22 protein-coding genes and 1 other RNA gene are annotated in these 26522 nt (G+C 49.1%); 11 read left to right on the top strand and 12 right to left on the bottom strand.

Annotation, left to right across the window (positions count from 1 at the left end):
- The first annotated feature begins 160 nt into the window (after positions 1 to 160).
- Complete coding sequence (locus H608_RS0119855; RefSeq protein ID WP_028789220.1) at positions 161 to 1483, top strand: DUF58 domain-containing protein; 1323 nt, start codon at positions 161 to 163, stop codon at positions 1481 to 1483.
- 25 nt (positions 1484 to 1508) lie between these two features.
- A complete protein-coding gene (gene truB / locus H608_RS0119850) occupies positions 1509 to 2222 on the top strand; it encodes a tRNA pseudouridine(55) synthase TruB (RefSeq protein ID WP_028789219.1) in 714 nt (237 codons plus the stop codon).
- Here the strand turns inward: truB and tamL are convergent.
- On the bottom strand, positions 2204 to 4537 hold the full coding sequence (tamL, locus tag H608_RS0119845; protein ID WP_245565781.1) for a translocation and assembly module lipoprotein TamL: 2334 nt from the start codon (positions 4535 to 4537) through the stop codon (positions 2204 to 2206). The two genes, truB and tamL, sit on opposite strands and share 19 nt — an antisense overlap.
- Positions 4538 to 4556: 19 nt before the next feature.
- Here tamL and H608_RS0119840 point away from each other — a divergent pair, with 19 nt between their 5' ends.
- Complete coding sequence (locus H608_RS0119840; protein ID WP_028789217.1) at positions 4557 to 5288, top strand: TrmH family RNA methyltransferase; 732 nt, start codon at positions 4557 to 4559, stop codon at positions 5286 to 5288.
- Here the strand turns inward: H608_RS0119840 and H608_RS0119835 are convergent.
- Complete coding sequence (locus tag H608_RS0119835) at positions 5285 to 6520, bottom strand: ABC transporter permease (RefSeq protein ID WP_028789216.1); 1236 nt, start codon at positions 6518 to 6520, stop codon at positions 5285 to 5287. The genes H608_RS0119840 and H608_RS0119835 overlap by 4 nt on opposite strands.
- 105 nt (positions 6521 to 6625) lie before the next feature.
- On the opposite strand from H608_RS0119835, the gene H608_RS0119830 reads away from it, so the two are divergent.
- A complete protein-coding gene (locus tag H608_RS0119830) occupies positions 6626 to 7900 on the top strand; it encodes a type IX secretion system plug protein (RefSeq protein ID WP_028789215.1) in 1275 nt (424 codons plus the stop codon).
- Between the two features lie 257 nt (positions 7901 to 8157).
- On the opposite strand, the gene fsa is transcribed toward H608_RS0119830, so the two are convergent.
- The 8 genes from fsa to H608_RS0119790 all read right to left on the bottom strand — a co-directional run bounded on the left by fsa (position 8158) and on the right by H608_RS0119790 (position 13053).
- Positions 8158 to 8808, bottom strand: a complete 651-nt coding sequence (fsa, locus tag H608_RS0119825; protein WP_028789214.1) for a fructose-6-phosphate aldolase — start codon at positions 8806 to 8808, stop codon at positions 8158 to 8160.
- A gap of 81 nt (positions 8809 to 8889) precedes the next feature.
- Positions 8890 to 8989, bottom strand: an RNA gene (gene ffs, locus H608_RS24205) — signal recognition particle sRNA small type.
- 193 nt (positions 8990 to 9182) lie between these two features.
- A complete protein-coding gene (locus H608_RS24695) occupies positions 9183 to 9563 on the bottom strand; it encodes a hypothetical protein (protein ID WP_051268536.1) in 381 nt (126 codons plus the stop codon).
- A gap of 183 nt (positions 9564 to 9746) precedes the next feature.
- Positions 9747 to 10472, bottom strand: a complete 726-nt coding sequence (locus H608_RS0119810; protein WP_028789212.1) for a pyridoxine 5'-phosphate synthase — start codon at positions 10470 to 10472, stop codon at positions 9747 to 9749.
- A 33-nt stretch (positions 10473 to 10505) separates the two neighbouring features.
- Positions 10506 to 11312 (bottom strand): 5'-nucleotidase, lipoprotein e(P4) family, encoded by an 807-nt coding sequence (locus H608_RS0119805; protein ID WP_028789211.1) that lies wholly within the window; start codon positions 11310 to 11312, stop codon positions 10506 to 10508.
- A 48-nt stretch (positions 11313 to 11360) separates the two neighbouring features.
- Positions 11361 to 11633, bottom strand: a complete 273-nt coding sequence (locus H608_RS0119800) for a hypothetical protein (RefSeq protein ID WP_028789210.1) — start codon at positions 11631 to 11633, stop codon at positions 11361 to 11363.
- Positions 11634 to 11736: 103 nt separating this feature from the next.
- A complete protein-coding gene (locus tag H608_RS0119795; RefSeq protein ID WP_155990271.1) occupies positions 11737 to 12576 on the bottom strand; it encodes a UbiA prenyltransferase family protein in 840 nt (279 codons plus the stop codon).
- Positions 12577 to 12594: 18 nt separating this feature from the next.
- A complete protein-coding gene (locus H608_RS0119790) occupies positions 12595 to 13053 on the bottom strand; it encodes a hypothetical protein (RefSeq protein ID WP_028789208.1) in 459 nt (152 codons plus the stop codon).
- A 51-nt stretch (positions 13054 to 13104) separates the two neighbouring features.
- Here H608_RS0119790 and H608_RS0119785 point away from each other — a divergent pair, with 51 nt between their 5' ends.
- Positions 13105 to 14100, top strand: coding sequence for a long-chain-fatty-acid--protein ligase (locus tag H608_RS0119785; protein ID WP_051268534.1), 996 nt, complete (start codon positions 13105 to 13107; stop codon positions 14098 to 14100).
- A gap of 209 nt (positions 14101 to 14309) precedes the next feature.
- On the opposite strand, the gene H608_RS0119780 is transcribed toward H608_RS0119785, so the two are convergent.
- A complete protein-coding gene (locus H608_RS0119780) occupies positions 14310 to 15068 on the bottom strand; it encodes a LytR/AlgR family response regulator transcription factor (RefSeq protein WP_028789206.1) in 759 nt (252 codons plus the stop codon).
- Positions 15062 to 16087, bottom strand: coding sequence for a sensor histidine kinase (locus H608_RS23925; protein ID WP_051268532.1), 1026 nt, complete (start codon positions 16085 to 16087; stop codon positions 15062 to 15064). Before H608_RS23925 ends, H608_RS0119780 begins: the two co-directional genes overlap by 7 nt.
- Before the next feature lie 667 nt (positions 16088 to 16754).
- Between H608_RS23925 and H608_RS0119770 the strand changes: the two genes are divergently transcribed.
- The 6 genes from H608_RS0119770 to H608_RS0119745 all read left to right on the top strand — a co-directional run bounded on the left by H608_RS0119770 (position 16755) and on the right by H608_RS0119745 (position 26504).
- Positions 16755 to 19688, top strand: a complete 2934-nt coding sequence (locus tag H608_RS0119770) for a SusC/RagA family TonB-linked outer membrane protein (protein WP_028789205.1) — start codon at positions 16755 to 16757, stop codon at positions 19686 to 19688.
- Positions 19689 to 19718: 30 nt separating this feature from the next.
- Positions 19719 to 21149 (top strand): RagB/SusD family nutrient uptake outer membrane protein, encoded by a 1431-nt coding sequence (locus H608_RS23125; protein ID WP_162142910.1) that lies wholly within the window; start codon positions 19719 to 19721, stop codon positions 21147 to 21149.
- 31 nt (positions 21150 to 21180) lie between these two features.
- A complete protein-coding gene (locus H608_RS0119760; RefSeq protein ID WP_028789204.1) occupies positions 21181 to 22101 on the top strand; it encodes a DUF1735 domain-containing protein in 921 nt (306 codons plus the stop codon).
- Positions 22102 to 22697: 596 nt separating this feature from the next.
- On the top strand, positions 22698 to 23330 hold the full coding sequence (locus H608_RS0119755; RefSeq protein ID WP_028789203.1) for a (2Fe-2S)-binding protein: 633 nt from the start codon (positions 22698 to 22700) through the stop codon (positions 23328 to 23330).
- Complete coding sequence (locus H608_RS0119750; protein ID WP_028789202.1) at positions 23327 to 24304, top strand: FAD binding domain-containing protein; 978 nt, start codon at positions 23327 to 23329, stop codon at positions 24302 to 24304. The genes H608_RS0119755 and H608_RS0119750 overlap by 4 nt, the downstream gene beginning before the upstream one ends.
- A gap of 10 nt (positions 24305 to 24314) precedes the next feature.
- Entirely contained in the window at positions 24315 to 26504 is a 2190-nt protein-coding gene (locus H608_RS0119745; protein WP_028789201.1) for a xanthine dehydrogenase family protein molybdopterin-binding subunit, read from the top strand.
- The last annotated feature ends 18 nt before the right edge of the window (positions 26505 to 26522 follow it).

The following is a 26522-nucleotide window of genomic DNA, read 5'->3' as shown; positions in this document are numbered from 1 at the left end:
GTAAGTAGTAAGTAGTAAGTAGTAAGTAGTAAGTAGTAAGTAGTAAGTAGTAAGTAGTAAGTAGTAAGTAGTAAGTAATAAGTATTAAGTAGCTATTCACTATTCACCATTGACGATTCACGATTCACGATTCACGTTTTTGACTTTCTAAATTTAAATTTTGACCAAGTCGTTTTATCTCAGAAATTTTGTTTACTACATCGGGGGACTATCCGCTGTTCTCTGCGTGGTCAGCTATTTCTGGGAAAACCTCTTTACCCTGGCCTGGCTCTTGCTGATTTTTCTGCTGGTGCTGGTGCTGATCGACACGCTGCTGCTTTACAGCCGTAAGGGCATCACCGCATCGAGAGAAGCCGGCGATCGCATGAGCCTCGGCGATGACAACCCCGTCTCGGTCATTATTCACAATAACTACTCCTTCGATGTGCGTGTGGAAGTGGTAGATGAACTGCCTTTTCAATTTGAAGAGCGCCGCTGGAAACGCAACCTCCTGGTCAAAGGCGAATCTAACGGAGAAATAAAGTATACACTTCGCCCGGTCGTAAGAGGTGAATACGATTTCGGAAATATTTATTGTTATGCCGAAGGTCCGCTGAAACTCGTAAGCAGGCGTTATACCATCGATGCACATCGTGTGATCAAAGTATATCCTTCGTATATGCAGATGCGCCGCTATCAATTACTCGCCGCCAGCAACAAGCTACAGGATGCCGGCGTGAAACGCGTGAGAAGAATAGGGCATAGCATGGAATACGAACAGATCAAAGAATACGTACGCGGTGACGATTACCGCACCATCAACTGGAAAGCCACCGGCCGCAAAGGCGATCTGATGGTCAACAGTTACGAAGACGAACGCAGCCAGCAGATTTATTGCCTTATCAATAAAGGCCGTGTGATGAAGATGCCTTTCGAGAACATGAGCCTGCTCGATTATGCGGTGAACGCGAGCCTGGTATTGTCAAATGTGGCGCTCGTCCGCCAGGACAAAGCGGGCTTGGTCACTTTTGCCGAAAACCTCGATGCCTGGGTGCAGGCAGACAAGAAGCCCACGCAGATGAACCGCATCCTGGAAGTGTTGTACCGCCAGCAGACAAAATTCCTGGAAGCCGACTACGAAAAGTTATATTCCGTTATCCGGCACCGCATCACCAATCGCAGCCTGCTGGTGTTGTTCACTAATTTCGAATCGCCCGAGAGCCTGCAACGCGCTTTGCCCGCCTTGCGGAAGATCGCCCACTACCACCTGCTGCTCGTGGTGTTTTTTGAAAACACGGAACTTACCGCCGTCAGCGAAAGCAAAGCGAAAACGATCGAGGATATTTATATTAAAACCATCGCCGATAAGTTTGCTTACGAAAAAAGGCTGATGGTAAAAGAACTGCGCAACAATGGCATCCTTGCCATCCTCACTACGCCGGAAAACCTGACCATCGACGCTATCAACAAATATGTGGAACTGAAAAACAGGTCTTCCATCTGATTGGCGGATTCACGATCTTTGCGGCATGAATGATTTTGAATCAGGCAAAGTTTTATTGATCAATAAACCTCTTCGCTGGACTTCTTTTGATGCGGTACGCAAGATCCGTGGACAGATACGCATTAAGAAAGTAGGCCATGCAGGCACACTGGATCCGCTGGCGACGGGCCTGCTGATCATCTGCACCGGAAAATTTACCAAGCGCATCAACGAATACATGGCGCAGGAAAAAGAATACACCGGCACCATTACTCTCGGTGCCATTACCCCCACGTATGACCTCGAGTCTGAGCCACAGGATTTTAAAGACATATCCCACATTACTCCCGAACAGATAAACGAAGCAGTGGCCCGCCTTACCGGCCCCATCGACCAGATACCTCCGGCGCACTCGGCTATTAAGGTAGATGGTAAACGCGTGTACGAACTGGCACGCCAGGGAAAGGAAGTAAAACTCGACCCGCGCCGCGTTACGATTTATGCTTTTGAGGTAAAACCCGCGCGCACCGGTGAACTTGATTTTCGGGTGGTCTGTTCTACGGGTACGTACATCAGAAGCCTGGCAAATGATCTCGGACAATTGCTTGGTTGCGGTGCGTACTTAAGCAAACTCTGCCGCACACGCATCGGAGAATTCCGCGTGGAAGATGCGATTACACCCGAAGAATTTGCGGAGCAGTTGAAGGCTTCCCGTGAAAAAGAAGCTGCTGAAAAGCCGGATCAGAATATAAACGGATAGTTGATGCCCAGTTGAAACTGGTCGCCCTTGAAGAAAGGATACGCAAAGAATTTATTCTGGTAAGACGCATTACGCGCATCAGGGCTCGGGTCCTTCACCTTGTAGGCATAATCGAATCTGATCACAAAGAAGCTAAGATCGATGCGCAGGCCCGCACCTACACCAATGGCTATGTCCTGCGGCAGCCGGCTGAGTTTGAATACCTGCTCTTCCGTGCCGGCAGATTTTTTCAGGAACCATACGTTACCGATGTCGGTAAACAAAGCTCCGTTGACCGGTATGCCCAGTGGTTTTGCCACGGGAAAACGGTATTCCGCATTCACTTCTATTTGCACATCGCCATAACGGTCGGGTATGCTGTTGGCGCCCGTAAAAGGCTGGACCGTTGATCCCGGGCCCAAGCGCCGGAGTTGCCAGGCGCGCATACTGTTCGGACCTCCTGAGAAGTATTGTTTGAAAAACGGCAGGTTGTTCCGCTTCGCCGGATCGCGTGTGAATTCAAATTCATATCCCACGCCTGCAAATGCGCGCAAGGCGATGGACGATTTGGTAAACCTGATCAGCCGCGCTACTTCCACATCCGCTTTGATAAAACGGTAAAGATGTTTATCTAAAAAGGAATTGCGGATCATGCCAGTCAGCAATCCCGATTCTTCCACGTTGGCACGCAGCACATTCAGCGCACGGTTGTTGCCACCTGTCAGTGTATAGTTGGCAACAACAGATGAAATAAATCCATCCGTGAAAATATTACGCAATGAAGGGTTTTGTTCAATCAGCCGTGTAAGACTGTCGCGTTGCTGGAGATAAGAATATTCTATGTTGGGCAGTCGCACGGTCAGCAACCAGCGGCGGCGCTGAAATTCATAGCCCCAGCCACCGTTGATTGTAGTGAGGTTGTACAAAAGACGCCGTTCCGTGTTGGCCGCATTGAAAGAGAAAAGCGAGCGGATATTTCCCCGGAAACGTTCCTTGAATTTTTCTACAAAACCAAATTCAGGGAAAAGGAAGCGTGGTATGGAAATGTTATGGCTGAGACTCACCTGTTGCGTCTGGATAAACTGGCTTATTTCGTTTGCGCCCAGTTCCACACCATAGCGGATGTTGGTATTGGCAAGGTTGGCTGCGCGGGAAAAATTTCTGTTTTGTATACCGGCGTTGATGCCAATACCAAGCAGGTTGCCGGAAATGGGGCTTTGGTTCACACTGCCTTCAAGGTTGGTGGTGAACGAATATTTTTTGGCGGGCGTAAGGCGGATCACAAAGTCAACGGTATCCTGTCCTTTCCGCGGCACCTGGTCGATGTTTACCACGCGCCATGTGCCGAGATTATTAAAACGGTTCAACGTACGCAGGTAACGTCGCTGGTTGTACAGGTCGCCTCGTTTGAGATAAATATTGGAAGGAAAGATTTTTGATTTGAATTCGTAGCCGTGCTGAATGATTTGTACATCTTTCACCGTTTCCTCATGCCGTTGTCCATTGAGCGTGTCGATGGTGTAATTGGGATATACGGTTACATTCCCCACATAATATTTCCAGAGTTTGCTGCTGTCGGTCAAAGGCTTCAGCCGCATTTCGAGATTGGCAGTCGGATTTTCACGGCGCTTACGCAATTCCTGCCATACTTCGAGTTGTTCAAACGGATCGAGCCGCGGTTGCAGTAGTGAAATGTCCAGGGTATCCCAAAGGCCGTAGATCTCATCCGAGCTGAAACGCAGGTAGCCGTTGTTGCGAAAGAGTTCGGTGATGCGGTCACGTTCCGCGGCGATCACTGCTTGCGCAAACGGATCACCTTTTTTGATCAGGGCCTGATCCAGGTGTGCATTGTTAAGCGCCTGAAGCGCGCTGTCCTTCATCGTGTAACTGATGGAGTCGAGGCGCACAATTTTGCCGGGTTTTACGTCGAAGGTTACATAGGTTCGGTATTGGTCGCCTTTAGGTTTTATTTCTCTCGAATAAGTAATCGAGTCCTGGAAATACCCGAGTGAGTTGAGGTAATAACGCATGAACTCCACGGTTTTGTCGGCACTGGCGCTGTCAAATACCGGCGGATGGCGCAAAACGGAGACGACCAGGCGGTCGAGTTTGCGGGCCTGCATGCTGTCGTCCAATTGGTTGGTGAGGCCGGCTTCCAGTTCCTTTCGATGTTCATTGGTAAAGTTGCCTATAACATTGATATTTGTTTTATAGACAAATGGTTGCTGCTCGGGGTATTTTCGCACAACCGTACAGGAGTCCATCAGGAATATCAGCCATGCTGCTACCAGGAATTTCCAAAAAAGGGTATGTGGTGACCGATGGCTGGTTGACATAAAAACTAATACAAACCGGATGCTTACTAAATTGAAGATCAAATATATTCAAAGTTTGGGCCATAAAAAATTCAGGGATGAAGAGGGCGTATTTATCGCCGAGGGGCCCAAGCTGGTGAGCGAGCTCCTCCAGGCCTGTCCGGACCGCATCACGGAGCTTTATGCGGTACCGGAATGGATCAGCCAGCGGCCGGCAGGCGGACCCGACACGGTGACCCTTCAGCCGCATGAGTTGGAAAGGATTTCGCAGTTGGCCACGCCCAACCAGGTGCTGGCCGTTGTAAAACAATTCGACATCCCGTATGCGGCACCGGTCCGCGGGCAGTTGGTGCTGGCGCTCGACACCATCCAGGATCCGGGAAATCTCGGCACCATCATCCGGATTGCGGACTGGTTCGGGATCAGCCGGATCATATGCAGCCGTGATTGTGCCGATTGCTACAACCCCAAAGTGGTGCAATCGACTATGGGCAGCATCAGCCGCGTAGGCATTTTATATACCGATCTGGAAAAATGGTTGGCTGAAGAAGGTCAGCCTGTAATCTATGCCGCCGCACTGGAAGGACAGGCTGTTAGTGCCACCGGAAAAATAAAAGAAGGGGTGCTCGTGATCGGCAACGAATCAAAAGGAATAAGCCCTGCAGTATTTGAAAAAGTTACGAAGCGCATTACGATACCCCGAATAGGACAGGCTGAATCATTGAATGCAGCGGTGGCAACGGGCATCCTGCTTTCGCACATGCGGGGTTAGCGGAACTGTATCGCTTTTACGGGTTGGATCTTCCGCACGATCAGCGAAGGGATCATCAACACGAGCAGGCAAATCAATAAGGTGCCGCCGCAAACCAACCCCACCTGGCTCCATACAATTTTAACGGCAGCTTTATCCATGTAATAAGCATCTTCCGGCAGGGTGATAAAGCCGGTCGCTTCCTGCAGATAGAGAATGCCCAACCCGACTGCTGCGCCGAGCAGGATACCCGACAAGGTGATTAATAAGGAATGACGAAGAAATATCTTTTGCACGGTCCAGTCGGTGGCGCCTAAAGCTTTCAGCACGCCGATCATCCGCACGCGTTCGAGCACCAGGATAATCAGGCAGGTGATGAGGTTGATGATCGCCACGGCCACCATGAACCCGATCAGCACATTGCGGGTGGTGTCCTGCATGTTGAGCCAGTCGAAGATATTGGGAGATACTGAACGCACACTCTGCGCATCCCAGGTAGGAGGAAAGTTTTCGCGGCTGTAAATATCATCGGCCACTTGATCGATCGCTTTTCTGTCGTGTAGAAACAACTCATAACCGCCGATCTGCGTGGAGTCCCAATCATTGAGTCGTTGTAGTAAACGGATATCGCCAATGGCGAAAGTATGATCGTATTCTTCGATGCCGGTTTTGTAAATACCGCTAACAGTCAGCCGGTCGGGGCGGAGGCGGCCGTCGGGACGGATAAAATAAATCAGGATGCGGTCATTGGCTTTCAATTTTAATTGTGAAGCCATATAAGCGGACAGCATGATCTCGCGGCTGTAGGTACTGTCGTTGAATTGGATGGGCCGTCCTTCCTGGATAAAATCCTCCATCTGGTGAAAATTGTAACCGGCATCCACGCCTTTCAGCAACACACCATCGATCTCGTCCTTTGTCTTAAGGATGGCATACTTGGTGGCAAAAGCGGCAATGCTTTTGATCTGCGGATCCCGCATGATATCTTTTTCAAGATCAGGATCACGGGTGATCGGAATTTCTTCAGCGATCAACGCTTTGAAGGGTTGTTTTTCCTGGATACGGATATGCCCCCAGAAACTAAAAACTTTCTCACTTACTTTTTCCTGGAAACCATTGGCGAAAGCCAATGTAACGATCATAACCGCCACGCTGATAACGGTTGCCACGATGGAAAGCCGGATGATAAACCGGGACAGTGAACGTTGCTGGTTAAAAGCAACACGATGAGCGATGAAACGGGCAACCTTCAAGTCGATTAATTTGTCTTAGTGTCAAAATTAAGCGGTTTAAAGTCTTAATTTCACTTTTTCATGCCGTTGTCTGCCCGGCTGCGGTTCATTTTAACGCTGATCCTCATGAAACGAATCCTTTTTTTTCTGCTGCTGCTTGGTTTAACGACAGGTCTGCGTGCGCAATGGGAAGAACGCATTTATCAGCCTTCCATTCATTCTGTTAAATTATTCAAGGCGGGAGATATCTATAGCTATCCGGTCCTGCAACTCAATGGTGCGGATCAGTTGGAACTGCATTTCGATGACATGGACGGCGACATCAAAAACTTTTATTTCAGTTTTATCCTCTGCAATGCCGACTGGACGCAGAGCAGCCTGATGGGATTTGATTATATCCAGGGATTTCAAAGCACACGTATCGGCACATACAGGAACTCATCTATATCCGAGACACGTTACACACATTACCAGGCACGTTTTCCCGAACGTAACTCGATACCTTCCAGATCGGGTAACTACATCCTGAAAGTATTCCTGAACAATGACACATCGAAAACGGTGCTGACGAAAAGATTCCTGGTAGTGGATAATAAAGTACAGATCGGAGCACAGATACGTCAGCCTTACAATGGTCAATTGTTTCAAACGCATCAGCGTGTGCAGGCCGTGATCAATACGGCTAACTCACGCATTAACATACTATCGCCGCAGGACATTCGCCTGCGCATACTGCAGAACTATAACTGGAACACGTCGGTGATGGTCGACAAGCCGACTATCTTCCGTGGAAACTATTTTGAATTCAGTGATGACGGCACCACCTTTCCCGGCGGCATAGAATGGCGCTGGATCGATCTGCGGAGTCTGCGGCTCATGAGTGACCGCATGGTGAAAATATATGACAGCGTGCCCGGCAGGGTAGATGTGGTGGTAAAGCCTGACGTAGACCGCAAAGGACAGGTGTATTTCTTTTATACCGATATCAATGGCATTTATACCTTGGAGAATACGGATGGCAACAATCCGTACTGGCAGAGCGATTATGCCTACACGCACTTTACGTTTGTGCCACCTAACAAGCAGGCAATCCCTGGCAAAGACATTTATCTATATGGGGAAGTAACGGGCTATAAAACCAATGATGCCTCTCGTATGGAATTCAATGAAGAGAAAGGTGTGTATGAAAAAACGTTGTTTTTAAAGCAGGGATATTACAACTATTCTTATGTGGCACAACCAGGAGGTGCTTCGCGCAATGCCGTGCCTGAAAATATAGAAGGCAATTATTGGGGGGCTGAAAATAATTATATGGTGCTGGTTTACTTCCGCCCGTTTGGCGGCCGTGCCGATGAGTTGGTGGGATTTACGCAGTTGAATTCTGTGGCAGGAACCAGGTGAGAATGTGAAAATGTGCCCGCTTTGCGGGGCCATGTGTAAATGTGAAAATGAGTATGGAGAGAAGTGTTTCAATTGACTTGGGAGGATTTACGCAATTGAATTCTGTGGCAGGAACCAGGTGAGAATGTGTAAGTGTGTAAATGGGAAAATGAGTGTGCAGGGAAGCGTTTCCATTTCCACATTTACACATATCGTCCGGCGAAGCCGGACCGACACATTTACACATTAAAAAACCGCCTTCAGGCGGTTTTTTGTATTTAAAGTTTCTTTGCGTCTTCGAGGAATTTTGCCAGACCGATATCGGTAAGCGGATGTTTTAGCAGTGCCAGGATTGAATCGAGCGGGCAGGTGCACACATCGGCGCCGGCTTCTGCGCAGCGGATGATGTGGTTGGCATTGCGGATAGAAGCTGCCAGTACCTGGGTTTTAAATCCCTGAACTGCGTAAATGTTGGCGATCTGTTGTACGAGTTGTACGCCATCCCAGCCGCTATCGTCTACACGACCGATGAAGGGCGATACATATTTGGCACCGGCTTTGGCACAAAGGATGGCCTGTCCGGCAGAAAATACGAGTGTACAGTTGGTAGCGATACCGTTGTCGGTAAACCATTTGATCGCTTTCACACCGTCTTTGATCATCGGCACTTTCACGATGATATTGGGGTGGATAGCGGCCAGCTTCTTGCCTTCTTCAATGATGCCGTCGAAATCTGTGCTCACTACTTCTGCACTGATGTCGCCGTCTACGAGGTCGCAGATAGCGCGGTAGTGGTTGAAAATAGCTTCCTGTCCTTTGATGCCTTCTTTGGCCATCAGTGAAGGGTTAGTGGTAACTCCGTCGAGGATGCCTAATTCGTGAGCTTCTTTGATCTGAGCGAGATTGGCAGTGTCAATGAAAAATTTCATAGCAAGAGGAAATTTGTTGATTGAAGATCTGTTGGCAGTGGGAATGTTCCGGGTTAATGGTCTTCCGGAAAAAAAGAAAAAAAAAGGCAGGCTACTCACATCGCACCGCTACAACCGCGTATCCTTGCTGCCTTCCGGCCCTGGGGAGATTCAGCAGGAGCTGGTCGTGTAAGACCTGCCGGCCGCGAAGATAAGCAAATACGGGATAATTAGGCAATTTGATAATTTGAAAATTTGAAAATCATTTGTCGTTGGTGCGGGAAAGAATGAATAAATCAACATTCAAAAGTCAGAAGTTTGGAACTACAATCCTATGCCTTCCACCTTAGGCCGAAGCTTCGGCCCGAAGTGTCGGGCCTTATACCTTCTCCCTTTCACCTCTTCTTCGGCAGCACATCTTCTTTGGACGGTAGCACATCCGGATTGGGAATGGTCTTGATCCAGATTTTTTGTTCGAGGCGGAGACTGGGATCGCTGATCAGCTCGGCCCTGACGGTGACGAAGGCCACGGTGGTATTTTCGGGAAGCACGAGCTCGTTGCCTTCAAAACGACCGTAATCCGTGGTGAAGCGGATATCTTTTGCCGTCAGCGGTAGCCAGCGGCCATTGGAGAGTTTACCGTCGACATTAATATAATTATGTGTACCCTTTTTCAGGCTGTCGGTGTACAAATGAAAATGAATGCTTTCTACCTTCTGGGCATGGGCAGTTGCTGCAAAACCAATCAGGAAAAATAAGGGTAGAAGATGTTTCATCGGCTTTTTTTATAACAGACGAATACAGCGGGGCAGAAGTGGCCCGGCGCCGGAGGCTTTAACATTTTGTCAGGTCAGCAGCGAAAAATACAGCAATACAAAAAGCACAAACAGCAAAAAGCGGAGGGCGGTATTCATATCATTGGTTTAAAGAGTGATATTTCTACTGCTTCAGCAGCTATATTAAACCAGCGTCAACTGGCGTTTATACAACTGGATCGTATTTTCCAATCCTAAATACAAAGCGTCGCAGATCAGCGCGTGCCCGATACTTACTTCGGCCAATCCCTGTACACGCTGATTGAAAAAGGCGAGGTTGTGCATGTCGAGGTCATGCCCGGCATTCAATCCCAGGCCGAGCTCCACCGCTCTTGCGGCAGCTAAGGTATAAGGCGCCACCGCGGCGTCTTCTTCACCCGCGGCAAATTGACGTGCATATCCTTCCGTGTACAATTCAATGCGGTCGGTACCTGTTTCTGCGGCGCCTTCCACCATCTCGATCACGGGGTCTACAAAAATGCTGACACGGATGCCGGCTTTCCTGAATACACTTATAATATCGCGCAGGTATTGTTTATGCTTGATTGTGTCCCATCCGTGATCGGAGGTCAGTTGCCCCAGGGCATCCGGAACAAGCGTTACCTGATCGGGTTTTACTTCCAGCACCAGGTCTACAAATTTCTGTTCGGTGCAGTTGCCTTCAATATTGAACTCGGTCGTAATGAGTGGGCGGATATCCCGCACATCCTGGTAACGGATATGCCGTTCATCGGGTCGTGGATGTACGGTCACTCCATCGGCGCCGAAGAGCTGGATATCACGCGTTACTTTCAGCAGATCGGGATTGTTTCCTCCCCGCGAATTGCGCAGCGTGGCAATTTTATTGATGTTGACGGAGAGTTTGGTCATAGTGTCGCTAAAGGTAACAATTTTAGAAAAGTCTTAGGGACGTTTGAGTACCGAACGGATGGCAGAGTCTTTCTGCGCAGGAGTCAGGTCATACCGGTTGCCGTAAACGGCATCTTCCCAGCCACCATAGTTGGTGTTGGGCAATACGATATAGCGTTTGCCAAAATAATCTGCCAGTTGCTGTACCGACGCGTTGCGTTCGGCAACAGATTTTTTATCGAATAAAGCGTTGAAATCGGAAAGGTTATCGCCGAGCAGCAACACAATCTCGTGTGTGGCAGCCACCTGGTTGCGGCGGCCTTCTTTGCTTGAAACATTCTGACGCAGGATCAGGTGTTTGTTATCGGCGTAGGGAAAGGAGAAATGCTGAAGATTACGGAGTGTGCCTTCGCGTTCGCGCTCATGCCGGTTGGTGATATAATAGACTTCCACACCTTTCGAGGCGGCATAATTGAAAAAGGCGAGTCCGCCGGTAAGCGTGTCGGCTATTCCGCGGGTGGTCCAGGCATTCCAGGAAGCGGCGTCGTAGTCTTTTCCTTTAAACGCCTGATCAACAGCATAAGGGCTGTTATCGAGAAAGGTTTCATCGATATCGGTAACGATGGCCAATGGTTTGCTGTGTGGGGCTTTTAATGCTTCATCCAATCGCAGGCGCGCGATATTGAACGCCTGCAGACAAAGCGCACGGTATTCACCGGCTGACTGCTGGAAAAAAGATGACCATATTTTGCCATCTGCCACCAGGTTGGCAGTGCCGGTTGATCCGGTGCCGGTTTGACGGGAAGTTGAGCAGGCGGAAAGTGCTGCAAGCAGTACGAGAATGATGGATAATCGACGCATAGTTGTAAGTAAACCTGCAAATTAACACACCAGCGGTAAAGCAAAAAATCAGTTGTTTATTACACCCTGATCCAGCTCATCGCCGAGAAGTGATACATTGTCTGCAATCCATTGAGGAAGGGGCTGCTCGGAAGAAACGCTCCAGCTTCCGTCGCGTTTGTGCATCCGGAACAGGATCCGGTTACCCCGGTCGTCTACCGTGTCCACATTAAACAACTCTTCTCCTTCAGCCTTCAATTTACGGAAGTTGAACTCCCGGAGGCGACCTCCAGTCTTAACAAGACGGGTAAAATGAACGATCTTCGAAAAATTCACGTGCATATCTGATTTATTGCGCAAACAATCATTGTTACAATTTCTATGCTAATCACCCGGGAGAAACCTTAAAATTTTGGTAACAGCCATAATTGCGCTGAAAATAACTTCATATACCTGCGGAAAGGTATAGAATGGCAGATAACGCCATGCATCCATCTAATATAAGGTAATACAATAAGTCAGAAACGTGACGCTTTGCGTAGTCATAGAGACAGGCTGTCAGCACCGGCGGTAATAACAGGGAGAAGACAGATGACCATCCTGTAACACTACCTGCCAATATCAGTATGCATATCACATTTGCCAGTAAAGACCCCCAAAAGATATAACCGGCCTGTTTTACGCTCAGGATTGTGATCAGGCTGCGGATGCCTGTTTTTTTATCATAGTCCCTGTCGCGTATGTCAAACAGGATACAGATCGGATACAACAGAAAAAAACGGCTCAATATAAACCAAAGCCATCCCGGCGGGGCTGGTTCATCAGAAAGCATGACGGGCAATATCGCCGTGGCATAGGTCCACATGAATGCGAGGAATAATGTTTTGCCAATGGCGATGGTGCGCAGCCATGCAAAGAAACGATAGGGGAGTTTGGGTGCCGAATAGAGGAATGTGGCCAGGGCGCCGCCCAACATCCAGAACCAATAAGCTGCCAGCGGTACAAAAAAATAAATCGTTCCGGCCATGCCCGCCACAAAAAGCGCCAGGTGCACGGGACGGAAATGCTGCAACCACCGCACCCTCGATGAATTGCCGGTATAAGCAGGTGTAAGGTACCAGTGAAAACTATAACTGAGCAAGGTGGAAAAAAAGAGAAAGCCCGCTAGCGACCCGATGGGAATATCCGTGTGTAGTCTCCTGCAGGTTTCCCATGCCATCAGCACGGCGCAGGCGGCAATAAACAGGTTGCTGTAAACAAGAAAGTAAAGTAGCCGTCTCAGCACAATAACAGGCCGGGTTTACTAACGTAAAATGACAATTTGCTCTGTGGTGATGGTATCGCTGGTATTATTTGCGCGATCCGTAACGGCGAAACGGAATTGTATCGTGTCCTGTACAAGCAGGTTGTCCTTCAGGTCATCATAACGCAGACGGAAGATAATTTCTCCCTGGTCTTTGTTGGTAAAAGCGGGGATCGGCTGTGTATAGGAATCGGGGCGGCCATTGCCCGGCTGCGGCTGGCCAATCGTGTTCAAACGTTTACGTTCTGCATACAACGTGCCTTCCCCGATATCACCCTGCTTGTCGAAAAAGTTGAGTGTAACCACGAGTTCGGTGTCGAAACCGGGAGGCGGCTCGGGTATTTCCCTTGAATTATATCCTTTGATCTCAATGCGGGGAGTAGTCTCAAACTTATCTTTGCTGCACGCAACCAGTACAAAACTGAGCGAGAGAATATAAAACAGGGATAATGTTTTCATATTAAACATTGTAGGTAAACAAATATACTTCTTTTTCCCATAAACAGGCTGATGACTACACAAGCATGGATAGAAAAAATTTTTAATGCAGGCACCGCTGATCAGGCTGAACTTGCACTGGAGTTATTTCACTATCAATACAGCCAAAACAGTCTTTACCGCGATTATACGGATGCGTTGAAAGTAAAACCTGCGCAGGTTACGCAACCGGAACAGATCCCGTTCCTGCCCATCCGTTTCTTCAAAACACAACCGGTGATAACAACGCAGTTTGAACCCGCTTTAGTATTTGAGAGCAGCGGCACAACAGGTATGATCAACAGCCGTCACCTGGTAAAGGACGCCGCTATCTACGAAGCCAGTTTCAATAAAGCGTTCGGACAATTCTACGCCAATCCCCGCGAATGGTGTATCATCGGCTTATTACCGGCTTATCTTGAACGTCAGCATTCGTCGCTGGTATACATGGTTGACCGCCTGATTCAACAAAGCGTCCATCCGGCGAGCGGATTTTATTTATACGAATACGACCGGCTGGCAGCACTGCTGAAAGAGCTGGAAGCGGCCGGACAAAAAGTGTGGTTGATCGGGGTAACGTTTGCACTGCTGGACTTTGCCGAACAATATCCGCAACCGTTAAAGCATACCGTGATCCTGGAAACGGGAGGAATGAAAGGCAGGAGGGAAGAATTGATAAGGCCTGCGGTACACGAAAAATTGCAACAGGCATTTGGCCTGTCGTCGGTGCATGCAGAATACGGCATGACCGAATTATTGTCGCAGGCTTATTCCACTGGAAAAGGGTTATTTAATTGTCCTCCGTGGATGCAGGTGGCCGTGCGGGAAGAAGAAGATCCGCTGGCGGTCCGGTTCCGGGGAAACAAAGCAGTCAGCGGAGCTATCAATGTCATTGATCTGGCCAATTTGTATTCCTGCGCATTTATTGCCACCGATGATGCCGGACGAATTTATCCCGACGGAAGTTTTGAAGTGCTGGGCCGGCTCGATAACAGCGATCTGCGGGGATGTAGTTTGCTGGTGGTGTGAGTGAATGGTGAATAGTGAATAGTGAATGGTCAATCGTCAATCGTCAATCGTGAATAACAGCGTCTTAATTTCTTTGCGTCTCTGCGTGAAAAGCGCGTGTTGTTCACGCAAAGACGCCTAAGGAGTAAAGAAGCAAAGTCATTCTCAAACCTTGTTGCCCCGGCTGTTTCATTTTCACATTTTCATATTTCCACATTTTCACATTTTTCTCATGCATTATACATCCACTCGCGGAACTGCGGCGCCATTTCCTGGCTCACAATAATAAAATGATTAAGCTCGGGTAGGGTAAGATCGATCAGCAATTTCACTTTCTCATACGTTTTAAATCCGCGGACAAAGTTGATATTGATGATATATTGCCGGTTGGCGCGGAAGAAAATACCGCGGTCGAGTTCTAATTCCAGTTCGGAGAGATTGCGGTCGGCAATGTATTTTTTTCCCCAGCGGTCTATTACATAAACAATTTTGTTCTCTGTATAGAAAAGCGCAATGTCTTCCAGTTTGAGTGCAATATTCTCGACGCCTTTCTTTACAATCAGGCGCTGTTTCTTCGGAGCGCCGATATGTTGCAATAAGTGGTTAAGCGAATGTTGATTGGTAAAATGTTTTTCCAGCATCCGGTATTTCACCAGCGCTTTGCGGATATCTTCCTGCTGCACGGGTTTCAATAAATAATCGATGCCGTTTGATTCGAATGCGTCGAGCATAAATTCATCGTAGCCGGTTATAAAAATGGCGGGAGTGCGGATATTACAGGCGTTAAAAATTTCAAAGGACAAGCCGTCTGTCAGTTGCACATCGCTGAAGATGAGATCTACCTCATGGCGTTTGGTGAAATAATCAACGCCTTCCGCTACGCTGCCCAGCCGGGCCGTAACGCGTACATCGTCGGCTACAGCTGCGAGCGCTTCCACCAGGTTTTCCTGAGCTGCTTTTTCATCTTCAATAATAATCGTGTTTAACATGCTATCTGGTTTTGAGTAATGAGAGGGAGTGTGACGATAAAGTGATCACTTGTTTGTTCTACCTGTATGTTCTTATGACAGATAATGCGATACCGCGACCGCAGATTTTTTAGTCCCACCCCCGTGGAGTAGGATTTATATTTCCTGGGCGAACTGGAATTACGCACTTTGAGCAACAGCCCGCTGATGGTGATATTGATCTCCAGCGGATGTTCTTCAGAAAAATCGTTGTGTTTAATGGAGTTTTCTACCAGCAGTTGCAGGGCACAGGGTGGAATGAAGAAGCTATCGGTGTCCACCTGCATGTCTTTTACCATGGCGAGTTTGTTTTCATGGCGGATCTGCAGCAGGAAGAAATAGTTGTCGATGAATTCGATTTCGTCGGTGAGGGGCACAAGTTCCTTGTTCCGGTTCACGAGAATGTATTTATAAACCTGCGCCAGGCGGTTGTTGAACAGCAGTGCCTGGGGCGCGTCGTGCGCGATCAGGTAATTGAGGGTGTTCAGGGAATTGAAGATAAAATGCGGATCGAGTTCGCTGCGCAGCGCCTGCAAGGTGGCCTGTGAACGTTCCTGGTCCATGATCTGCACGATTTTGCTGTCGAGTTCTCGCTCCTTGTTGAGGAAAAGGATTTCGTAGGCGAGGGTGAAGAGAATGACCACGAAGACGCAAACGGCCACAAAATTATAGATGGGTGTCCAGCTGAACGTTTCGTACGAGAGGTTCATCCAGCCGATGACCGACAGTCCGCCTACGCAGGCCGCATAAAGCGCGGAAACGGCGCAGACGGTCAGCAGTTTATAGGCAGGTTTGTGTTGTTCGGTATACAGCACGCGTAGTTTGCTGTGCAGCCAGAGGCAGCCGGCCCATATAACGAAGGAGGTCAGGATGAAAAAGCAATGAGCCGCAATGAGTTCGAAGGTTGTATAATAGGCATAGCTGATAATACCGGCCGTAAGGGGCAGTACTATTCCCAGCAGTGGAATGAAAATCAGTTTCAGAAGGAAGTCCTTGATCATGGATTCCAGGTTTGGTTTGGTTTTTTGCGGCTTTGTCCGCGGAATGGTCAGTCCCGCGCGATTAAAAATTTAAAACGGAAATCCGCCATAAAACTATTTGCATGCCTTGTTAAGCAAGTACAAATTTTTTTTCATGGGCGTATTTCATTACAAGTGGTAAAAGGGACAACAGCCCGGTTACGCCGGTAGTCGGAGGTGTGTAGTGTCCTCCCTCTGATCCCTTCTGACCGGAAAACGCTGCATGGAAGCCGGCCGGGTTCCGCAGAAAGCTGATTTTGAAGGTTTGACGAGCAAAATTAAGATATTTGAGACACGAATCCGTTATTTCATGTTTAAGTTTTGTATTTTCATGACTCGGTAAAACAAAAAAGTTATGTTAAAAGTATATGAAGAAATTGCCGCCCGCCGGTTTTATCCCCGGTCCATGACATGAATCATAGCAATGATGTGCAAAAACCAACGGTCGACTGCTTTCCAAAACAATTTAACTCAACCTGTTGTAATCACGTCTCGGTATTTCTTATTCATGTCTGACGTAAAATAAGACTTGCCAGTGAAGCAACATGGATAACCGGATTGTCTTCATCAAACTGCTTATCTCACCCCATGTCCCTTTTGTATTCACATATATACTGCTTAAGACAGTAACAAACCAAAATTCATTTACATGAAAAAAGCACTAGTATTCTTTGCACTGATGTTGCCTGTTTTTCTCTGGGCACAGACACAGGTGTCAGGTATCGTGACAGATGCGAGCGACGCGCCCCTTCCGGGTGTAAGCGTATCTGTTAAAGGTACCCGTACTGGCACAACAACCGGCGCTGATGGCCGGTATTCGATTTCCGTTCCCGCCAATGCTACCCTGGTTTTCTCCATCGTTGGTTATACCAACCAGGAGGTTTCCGTTGCCAGCGGTCAATTCAACGTTCAACTGAAAGAAGCTGAAGCAAATGATCTCCGTGAGGTGGTTATCACCGGTTACACTGTACAAAACAAAAGAACATATACTGGTTCAACTGCTAAAGTTGCCGGAGCTGAGGTTAATCTCCAGCCTATCGCTTCTCTCGAGCAATTGCTCCAGGGTAAGGCTCCCGGCCTGCTGATCCAGTCTCAGAGCGGTCAGCCTGGTTCTGCTTCCAGCGTTACCATCCGTGGTAAAGGTTCTGTACTGGGAGGCACGCAACCTCTGTATATCGTTGACGGTATCCAGGTGACAGCCAATGACTTTTCCAGCATCAACCCTACCGATATCGAAACCTACAACGTGCTGAAAGACGCGGTTTCTACTTCACAGTACGGTTCCCGTGGTGCGAACGGCGTGATCGTTGTTACCACCAAACGTGGCCGCAACGCTAAAACCGTTATAAACTACGACTATCAATATGGTGTGCAGCAAATGCCCGAAAGCAAGCTGAAACTGATGAACAGCCGTGAGAAACTGGATTATGAACTGAATTATGACCGTCCGGATGGTGTGAACCCCTTCGGTTGGACACAAGCCGAGGCTGACAGCCTTGCCAACGTAAATCCCGACTGGCAAGACCTGGTTTTCCGCAAATCAGTTACCCAGCAGCACGTGCTGAGTGCTACCGGCGGTAATGACAAAACGCGTTTCTTCCTCTCCGGTTCTATTTTCGATCAGCAAGGTCTGGTAAGAACAACCGGTCTGAAACGTTATACAGGTCGCATGAACCTCGACCACACTGCAGGCAACCTGAAAATCGGTTTGTCTACAACACTTGGTTATTCTAAGAGATCAGGTACTCCTGAAAACGATAACGTGGTAAATACACCACTGAATGCTTACCGTTGGATCCTGCCTTACTTTACTCCTTATGCTGCTGACGGTTCGCTTCAGCTGGCTGACCCGGGTGGTAACTACAGCCCGCTGCCTGACCTGCTGCGCAACTATAACACACGCCGTCAGATCAAAGGTGTTGGTGCAATAAGTCTCGATTACAAGATCGCTGCCGTTAAAGGTCTGAGCGTTCGTACACAATGGGGTATCGACTTTACCGACACACAGAACGACATCTATACCGACCGCAATACGCAGTCAAATACAGTTGTACCAGGACGTAACGGCGCGTTTCAGTTCGCTACTGCCCGCACATTCCGTTTCACCGGTACTTCTTCTGTGAACTACGAGCGTAAGTCTGGCGACCACACTTTTGGTGCAGGTCTGTTCCATGAGATCGTTAACCGCCGTGCCACATCTGCCGGTTACACAGGTTTCGGTCTTGTAGGACCATTCAAGAACGCTGCGGGCATCACACCCGGTACGCCTACCAACAGCTTTATCCCTACGGTTAACGGCAACCAGGTTAACGATGCGATCCTGTCTTACTTCTTTATCGGTAACTACGATTACAAGAACAAATATTTCGTGAACGTTACCGGTCGTCGCGACGGAAGCTCCCGTCTGGCGGAAGGCAAGAAATTCGTAAACTATGGTGGTATCGGTCTGGGCTGGGCACTGACTTCAGAAGAATTCATGGCTAACCAGAACATCTTCGATAACATCAAAGTAAAAGCGAGCTACGGTTCTGCGGGTAACGCAGATATCGGTGGCGCTTACGAAGCGATTGAGCAATTCAGCTCTGTTACCTACAATGGTATCGGTGGTCTGGCTATCAGCAACCTCAGAAAGGATCAGCTTAGCTGGGAAACACGTACCACACTTAACGCAGGTGTTGACTTCACCCTGCTGAAAAATGCACTGACCATCGGCTTCGAAATCTACAGCAGCGAAACAAAAGGTCTGTACCTGAACCGCCAGTTGTCTTCTACCAATGGTGTTTCAAGCATCCTGACCAATATGGGTCGCCTGCGTAACGCTGGTATCGAACTTTCTGCTGCTTACACAGTGTTCCAGAACAAAGACTGGAATGTTAATGTAAACGGTAACTGGACTACCAACCGTTCTAAAGTACTCGAACTGGATGGCAACAACGAGATCATCGATGGTATCTCTATCAACCGTGTAGGTGAGCGTGCCAACAGCATCTACCTCGTACGTTATGCAGGTGTTGATCCTGACAATGGCGATGCACTCTACTATCAGGCTGATGGCAAAACCATCACCAACCAATACGATCCTAACGATGCAGTAATCGTAGGTTCTTTCGATCCTAAAGGATTCGGTGGCTTTGGTGCTGATGTAGCTTATAAAGGAATCTCCCTGTCTGCCCAGTTTGTTTATACTTATGGCTATAAGATCTACAACCAGGCCCGCGTAGACATCGAGAACCCTCAGTACTACACGTCTAACCTGCACCGTGCTCTGCTGCGTGAGTGGCAACAACCAGGCGATATCACTGATATCCCATCTTCCTTCAACGATTTCTTCGAGAACACTACACGTTTCGTTGAAAAAGGTGACTACATCCGCCTCCGCAACGTAATGCTGAGCTATACTCTTCCCAAAACCGTACTCGGCAGATGGAAGATCAGCAACCTGCGTGTATTTGCACAAGGTCAGAACCTCGTTACCTGGACCAAATTCCTGGGCTACGACCCTGAAGTCAGCTCAGGCGTACTCACAGGTGCAGTATACCCTGCACTGAAAGCTGTGACTATTGGTGCAAGCATCGGGCTCTAATCTAACGCTAACAACAAGAAAAAAATGAACATGAAAAAGACGATTTTATATACAGCGCTTTTTATTGCAGCAGGTGCTTTGTTCACCTCCTGTAAAAAGTCGGTGGAGCTTGATCCCACCCATACAATCGGCGGCGATGAACTCACCTCTGTCGATGACCATGACCGCATCATGACCGGAGCTTATGCTGCTATGCGCAACAACGCCCTTTATGCGGGTGTTAACGGCGGTAGCGTATGGCTGTCTGGTCCGGATATCGCCGCGGATAACTTCTACGGCGGTTCTCAAAACCTCGGTAACCTCAACACGTTGTTCCGCTGGAACTATACGGCTGATAACACTGTAACCGAAGCCGCCTGGCAAGGTGCTTACCAGGTTATCCGTCAGACCAACCTGGTAACCCGCGGCATTGACAAATACCGCGCGACTGATGCAACCAAAGTAAACCGTATCGAAGGACAGGCAAGAGCACTCCGTGCTTTCATGCACTTCGAACTGCTTCGCTGGTGGGCTAATGACTATGACCGTAACGCTACCTCCCTGGGTATTCCTTATGTAGAGGTATTCGATATCGAGCAGATGCCTGCACGCGGAACCGTTAAGCAGACATACGACAAGATCGAGGCTGATCTGAAAGCAGCCAAAACCATGTTGTCCAATACTGACCGTTCTATTCAGTCTACCAGTGCTGTTACCGCAACTAACCGCGCCTACATCGACAGCCTGGTGGTGAACGCCATGCTCGCACGTGTATACATCTATGCTAATCAGCTCGACAGTGCTATCAAGTACTCTACGCTGGCTATCAATGCACGTCCGCTGGCTACTGCAGCTCAGTTCCCCCAAATCTGGGAAGATGCTACCTCAGCCGAGCTGATCTGGTCATTTAAAATGTTCGCAGGTAACGCAGCCCTGGGCCGCGAAATCTATGACGTTTCTGCTGACCGTGCTTCATGGCTGCCTGTAACTGCGCTGACCAGCCTTTACAGTGGCTCTGACGTTCGCGGTCCTGCTTACTTCCGTGTAAGAACAGGCCGTACCGTATTGGGTAAATACTGGGCAAAATCTACCGCTGCCGGTAACCCCGACGGTGTAGTGGATATCAAACTGTTCCGTACAGCCGAAATGTACCTGATCCGCGCCGAGGCCTATGCCCGTAAAGGCGGCCTGGATGTACCTGCACTCGCCGACCTGAATGCACTTCGCGCAATACGCGGTGCTGCTGTAGGCGCCGAGACAGGCACTGCGCTGCAAACGGCTATCCAGACAGAACGTCGCAAGGAACTGGTTGCCGAAGGACACCGCTTCTTCGACATCAAGCGTACTGCCCGTGTGATCAACCGTACACAAAACTGCGCAACGTTCTGTACACTGGCTTCTACCAACCGTGCATGGGCGTTCCCGATTCCGCAGTCTGAGATTCTTGCCAATGACAACATTGATCAGAATCCCGGCTACTAATTAAACCGACTAAACCTCCAACAAGACCAACATGAAATTAAGTTTAAGTAAATCCCTGCTGGGTCTTGCAGCACTGACTGCCGTCGTATTTTATTCCTGTAAAAAGGATGACGTATTCGGCGACATCAATGAGAATACCAAGCGTCCCGTAGTAGAATTTACCGACGGCGCGGCAGGCAGAAACGTAAACATGGAATACAGCGATCAGATCGTGGAAATCGATCTGGCCGAGCTGCGTTTCATGACACGTTCTTACATCACTTCTAATGCCACAGTGAAACTCGTCGACATGCCGGGTGTGGTATATGATTACAATGATGCGAACGGTACGAGCCTGCAGGCAATGTCTCCTGCAAACTATGCACTGGTGCCGGGTAATGAAGTAACGCTCACTCCCGATCAGCGTAAGCTGATGCTGCGTGTGAAACTTCGCCCTTCACAGATCGCACAGGGTAGCTGGGCCATCGGCCTCGCCATCTCTTCGATCAACGGCGCAGAAATCAGCGGTATCAAACCTACCATCGTAGTACGGGTTGCTGTAAAGAACAAGTATGACGGTGTGTACCGGCTCAAAGGGTATTTTACCTACAGCCCTACACCTGCCTATACCGGCGCTTTCGATGAAGAAGTAGAAATGATCACTACAGGACCAAGCTCCGTTGCGATGTACTGGCCTTTTGCCGATGGCTTTTTTCAGCCATTCAGCAATGCAGGCTCTCCTGGCGGATTTACTAACGTAGCACCTGAAGTAGTGTTTGGTTCTTCTGATCAGGTTACTGCTGTTAATAATTATACCGGTGGAACCGCCTTGCCGTTCACTCCCGTACCCGGCGCCAACAGCCGTTACGACGAAAGTGGCAGCACGCCGGTGATCTACCTGAAATATTATTTCGGAGCAGTACCAACCGATCGTGTATTCGCTGACACCCTGATTTATATCGGACCTCGTTGAGATCCTTCTTATAATCTATCTGTAAAAGGAGCCGGTTTTTCCGGCTCCTTTTCGTTTCCGGTAACCGTATTGTGCAGCCGGTCCGCAAAATTCACGGTTGGGTCAGCCTTAACAAATTGTGCGCAAACACGGATGATATCTTTATTTCGTTCGATTCGTAACGATCTGACATTTCAACCGTTATACTAAAGTAATGCCATAACGCTTTTTAATAGTTTCTCATGTGAACGGTCAACGAAGACCAAACGCAGGTGGTTGTCTAGCCAGCCTGCTTTTTTTTTAAGTCAAAATTCAAAAGTCAAAATTTCTCCTGGTTCGCTCCCTGAGGTCCTCGAAGGGCGCGAACCGCGCCGGGTGATCGTGAATGGGGCTTTCATCCTGGGCTGCGTTTCTTTACAAAGCAACAGCGTCGATCTCACGCAAGGGCGCAAAGTAGCAAAGTCAATATCCAAAACCCGCTGATTTGCTCTTATGATTCGTTATATTTAGAGAGGCAAAGCAAATCAGTGAATAAGTCAATGGTTGAATAGCTGTTTATTGACGATTGACGATTCACTCCCGAGGCTTCGGAATGACCATTCACAATCTTGACTTCTATGAGCAAAACTTTACCAACCTCCGACGAGCAGGGCAAAGGAGCTTCACGCCGCGACTTTTTGAAATGGTCCGGCGCGGCAGTAGCCGTATCCCTTACTCCTTCCGTGGTCACCCGGGCTGCCGGCGAAAGAGCCGATGAAACCATCGCCGGTTTTTTTGAAAAAATGCCACTTAAACTTGAGGTCAATGGCAAACTCCACCAGCTCCAGGTAGAACCCCGCACCACATTGCTCGATCTCCTCCGCGAACAAATCGGTCTTACCGGTACCAAGAAAGGTTGCGATCAGGGCCAATGCGGTGCATGCACCGTGCATGTCAACGGCCGTCGCATCAATTCCTGCCTCAGCCTCGCCGTGATGAACGAGGGACAAAAGATCACCACCATCGAAGGGCTGGCGAAAGGAGATGAACTGCATCCGCTGCAGGAAGCTTTTATCAAACATGATGCTTTTCAATGCGGATACTGCACACCCGGGCAGATCATGAGTGGCGTAGCCTGCATCAACGAAGGACATGCCGGATCAGCCGACGAGATACGCGAATTCATGAGCGGCAACCTTTGCCGCTGCGGTGCCTACCCGCATATCGTGGACGCTATTCTTGAAACAAAAAAAGGAGGGAACAATCTATGATCAATTTCGATTACCTCCGCACTGCTTCCGTCAATGCAACACTCGACGCCATCAAACGTGAACCACGGGCCGCCTTTATTGCCGGTGGTACCAATCTCGTGGATCTGATGAAACGTGGTGTTACCAGCCCGCCGCGGCTGATCGATATCAATAACCTGCCACTTAAAAATATTGAACGGACATCTTCCGGTATTTCCATCGGTGCACTGGCCACCAACAGCGCCGTTGCCATCAACGAAATGATCCGCAGCGATTTTCCATTGCTGAGCCAGGCACTGCACGCAGGTGCTTCGCCGCAGTTACGCAACATGGCAACAGTGGGCGGCAATATGCTGCAACGTACGCGCTGCACTTATTTTTATGATACCACCATGCCCTGCAATAAACGACAAGCCGGTTCGGGATGCGGCGCTCTCGGCGGCTATAATCGTATGCACGCCATTTTCGGTGCGTCGGATAAATGCATTGCCGTGCATCCAAGCGATATGTGCGTGGCACTCGTTGCGTTGAATGCAACAGCCGTTGTGCGCAGTAATAAAGGTGAACGCCGTATTCCTTTTGGTGATTTTCATCGCCTGCCCGGTGATACACCGCAAACCGATAACCAATTGAAGGCAGGTGAACTCATCACCGCTGTAGAAATTCCTTCTAATAAATTTCAGCAGCATTCTTTTTATCTCAAGATCCGCGACCGCTCTTCCTATGCCTTTGCCTTGGTGTCGGTAGCAGTTGCTCTGTCGATCGAGAACAACCGCATCAGCGATGCGCGCATTGCCGCAGGTGGAGTAGCGCATAAACCGTGGCGCCTGCTCAATGTTGAAAAAGCATTGACCGGTCAACCGGCATCGGTTGAGACTTTTCAAAAAGCAGCATCGATCGCCACACAGGGAGCGAAAGGATACGGACAGAATAATTTCAAATTGAAACTACTGCCACAGGCAATTATACAGGCACTCGAAACGGCCTCCTCCTAAAACATGACCGATGGGAAATTATTTTTTTGAAACAGAAGGACCAATTGACCGGGTCGATGGTAAACAGAAAGTAACCGGTCAGGCCTTGTATGCCGGTGAATATCCGTTGGAGAAATTATGTTATGGCGTGCTTGTCGGCAGCTCCATAGCGCGAGGCAACATTACTGCCATTGCTACCAAAGAAGCAGAGAACGCCGCCGGCGTACTCGCCGTTATTACGCACCTCAACCGCCCGGCTATTCCCGGTTATACAGGTGAGGGCGATAGCGGGCCCGCGGGTATGAAACTGATGTCCAGCCCTGCAATCTATTTTGCCGGCCAACCTGTTGCGCTCGTGATAGCCGACACCTTCGAACGCGCCCAACACGCCGCTTCACTGGTAAAAGTTGCGTACAAAACAACAGAATCGTCAACCGATCTTTCTACACAGTTGTCCAAAGCCGCCGCGCCGCGCCGGGGTAAAAGCGAATACAGCCGCGGTGAAAAAAACGCCTATAAAAAAGCGGCCGTATGGATCGAGGAGGACTATGTTATTCCGCATGAAGTACACAACCCGATGGAACTCGGCAGTATCACCGCGGTATGGAATGGCGATCAGTTGACCGTTTACGATAAAACACAAGGAGTAAAAGCATCGCAGCGTTCGTATGCACAGTTGTTCGGTGTGCCACAGGATAATGTGCGCGTGGTGGCACCGTTTGTCGGTGGCGGTTTTGGTATGGCTTTGCGTACCTGGCCGTATGAAGTGGCGGCGGTGATGGGTGCACGCAAGGTTGGACAGCCATTGAAGCTGATGCTTTCGAGAAGCCAGATGTTTACACTGGTCGGTTATCGTCCGCATACCATTCAGCAGGTGGGTATCGGCGCTACCCGCGATGGTATACTCACCGGTATCAGTCACGACGCTACTGCTGCCACAGCTTCTTATGAAGAGTTTACCGAAGGTGTTGTGCGCATGACGCAGTTCATGTACAGTTGCGCAAACGTCGATACGCGTTACCGCCTCGTGCCGCTGGATGTGAGCGTACCAACCTGGATGCGGGGGCCCGGTGAGGCCACGGGCGCATTTGCTTTGGAGTCGGCCCTCGATGAACTGGCCTATAAACTGGACATGGATGCGCTGGATCTGCGTAAGAAAAATTATGCTTACACTGATCCTGAAAGCGGGTTACCTTATTCGAGCAAGTTCCTGATGGATTGTTATGATCAGGGGGCAGAAAAAATCGGGTGGTATAAAAGAAACCGTCAGCCCCGTTCGATGAAAAACGGGGAGTGGCTCGAAGGTTACGGTATGAGCAGCGGCGTATTCGGTGCACACCGTCCTGCGGCAACTGCCAGAGCGGTGCTTGCAGCAGATGGCTCACTACTTGTGCAAAGTGCGGCCAGTGATATCGGTCCGGGTACGGGCACGGCCATGGTAAAAATTGCCGCCGATGTATTAGGGCTTCCCTATGATAAGGTCCGGTTTGAATTAGGCGATTCGCGTTTGCCACCGGCTCCAACACAGGGCGGGTCCGGTACCAACTCCGGGGTCGGCGCAGCCGTGCATGATGTATGTACAGCGGTGAAAGAAAAACTCATCCTGGCGATGAACGAAGGCAAAGCCGGTTTTTCAAAACAACCACAACAGGAATGGTTGTTTGAGAAAGGACGCATCGGCAATGGTGCTGAATCCATATCCTTCAGCGACCTGTTAAAAAATATGGGGCAATCCGCAATCGATCTTACCCGTGATTCGAAGAGTGGTGAGGAGCGGCAGAAGTATGCGTTCTATTCTTTTTCCGTACACTTTACGCGCTTGTGGGTACATGCCCGTACGGGTGTTGTCCGTATCAAACAGATCGTTACGGTAGCCGATGCCGGAAAGATCGTAAGTGAAAAGACGGCCCGCAGCCAGATGGTCGGCGGGGCCATCGGCGGTATAGGAATGGCTTTGATGGAAGAAGCCGTTTTTGATCACCGCTTCGGAAGAATGGTCAATAACAATTTTGCCGATTATCACATTCCCGTAAATGCCGATGTGCCGGATATCGATACTATTTTCATCAACAAACCAGATCCGTATATCAATCCGATGGGAGCAAAGGGAATGGGGGAGATTGCGCTGATTGGTTATGCAGCCTCCGTTACCAATGCCATCTACCACGCTACGGGCAAACGCATCCGCGAGTTACCGGTAACGCCCGATAAGTTATTATAAGCAGCCGGTCGCTTCTTT

This window comes from Terrimonas ferruginea DSM 30193, assembly GCF_000425585.1.
GTDB classification, from domain to species: Bacteria; Bacteroidota; Bacteroidia; order Chitinophagales; family Chitinophagaceae; genus Terrimonas; species Terrimonas ferruginea.
The sequence above is the reverse complement of the archived record's forward strand: the minus strand, read 5'-3'. Positions and strand labels throughout refer to the sequence as shown.

Coding starts and splice junctions, on each gene's coding strand:
- truB (WP_028789219.1), top strand. CDS start 1,509: ATGAATGATTTTGAATCAGGCAAAGTTTTATTGATCAATAAACCTCTT.
- tamL (WP_245565781.1), bottom strand. CDS start 4,537: ATGTCAACCAGCCATCGGTCACCACATACCCTTTTTTGGAAATTCCTG.
- H608_RS0119840 (WP_028789217.1), top strand. CDS start 4,557: ATGCTTACTAAATTGAAGATCAAATATATTCAAAGTTTGGGCCATAAA.
- H608_RS0119830 (WP_028789215.1), top strand. CDS start 6,626: ATGAAACGAATCCTTTTTTTTCTGCTGCTGCTTGGTTTAACGACAGGT.
- fsa (WP_028789214.1), bottom strand. CDS start 8,808: ATGAAATTTTTCATTGACACTGCCAATCTCGCTCAGATCAAAGAAGCT.
- H608_RS24695 (WP_051268536.1), bottom strand. CDS start 9,563: ATGAAACATCTTCTACCCTTATTTTTCCTGATTGGTTTTGCAGCAACT.
- H608_RS0119810 (WP_028789212.1), bottom strand. CDS start 10,472: ATGACCAAACTCTCCGTCAACATCAATAAAATTGCCACGCTGCGCAAT.
- H608_RS0119805 (WP_028789211.1), bottom strand. CDS start 11,312: ATGCGTCGATTATCCATCATTCTCGTACTGCTTGCAGCACTTTCCGCC.
- H608_RS0119800 (WP_028789210.1), bottom strand. CDS start 11,633: ATGCACGTGAATTTTTCGAAGATCGTTCATTTTACCCGTCTTGTTAAG.
- H608_RS0119790 (WP_028789208.1), bottom strand. CDS start 13,053: ATGAAAACATTATCCCTGTTTTATATTCTCTCGCTCAGTTTTGTACTG.
- H608_RS0119785 (WP_051268534.1), top strand. CDS start 13,105: ATGACTACACAAGCATGGATAGAAAAAATTTTTAATGCAGGCACCGCT.
- H608_RS0119780 (WP_028789206.1), bottom strand. CDS start 15,068: ATGTTAAACACGATTATTATTGAAGATGAAAAAGCAGCTCAGGAAAAC.
- H608_RS23925 (WP_051268532.1), bottom strand. CDS start 16,087: ATGATCAAGGACTTCCTTCTGAAACTGATTTTCATTCCACTGCTGGGA.
- H608_RS0119770 (WP_028789205.1), top strand. CDS start 16,755: ATGAAAAAAGCACTAGTATTCTTTGCACTGATGTTGCCTGTTTTTCTC.
- H608_RS23125 (WP_162142910.1), top strand. CDS start 19,719: ATGAAAAAGACGATTTTATATACAGCGCTTTTTATTGCAGCAGGTGCT.
- H608_RS0119760 (WP_028789204.1), top strand. CDS start 21,181: ATGAAATTAAGTTTAAGTAAATCCCTGCTGGGTCTTGCAGCACTGACT.
- H608_RS0119755 (WP_028789203.1), top strand. CDS start 22,698: ATGAGCAAAACTTTACCAACCTCCGACGAGCAGGGCAAAGGAGCTTCA.
- H608_RS0119750 (WP_028789202.1), top strand. CDS start 23,327: ATGATCAATTTCGATTACCTCCGCACTGCTTCCGTCAATGCAACACTC.
- H608_RS0119745 (WP_028789201.1), top strand. CDS start 24,315: ATGGGAAATTATTTTTTTGAAACAGAAGGACCAATTGACCGGGTCGAT.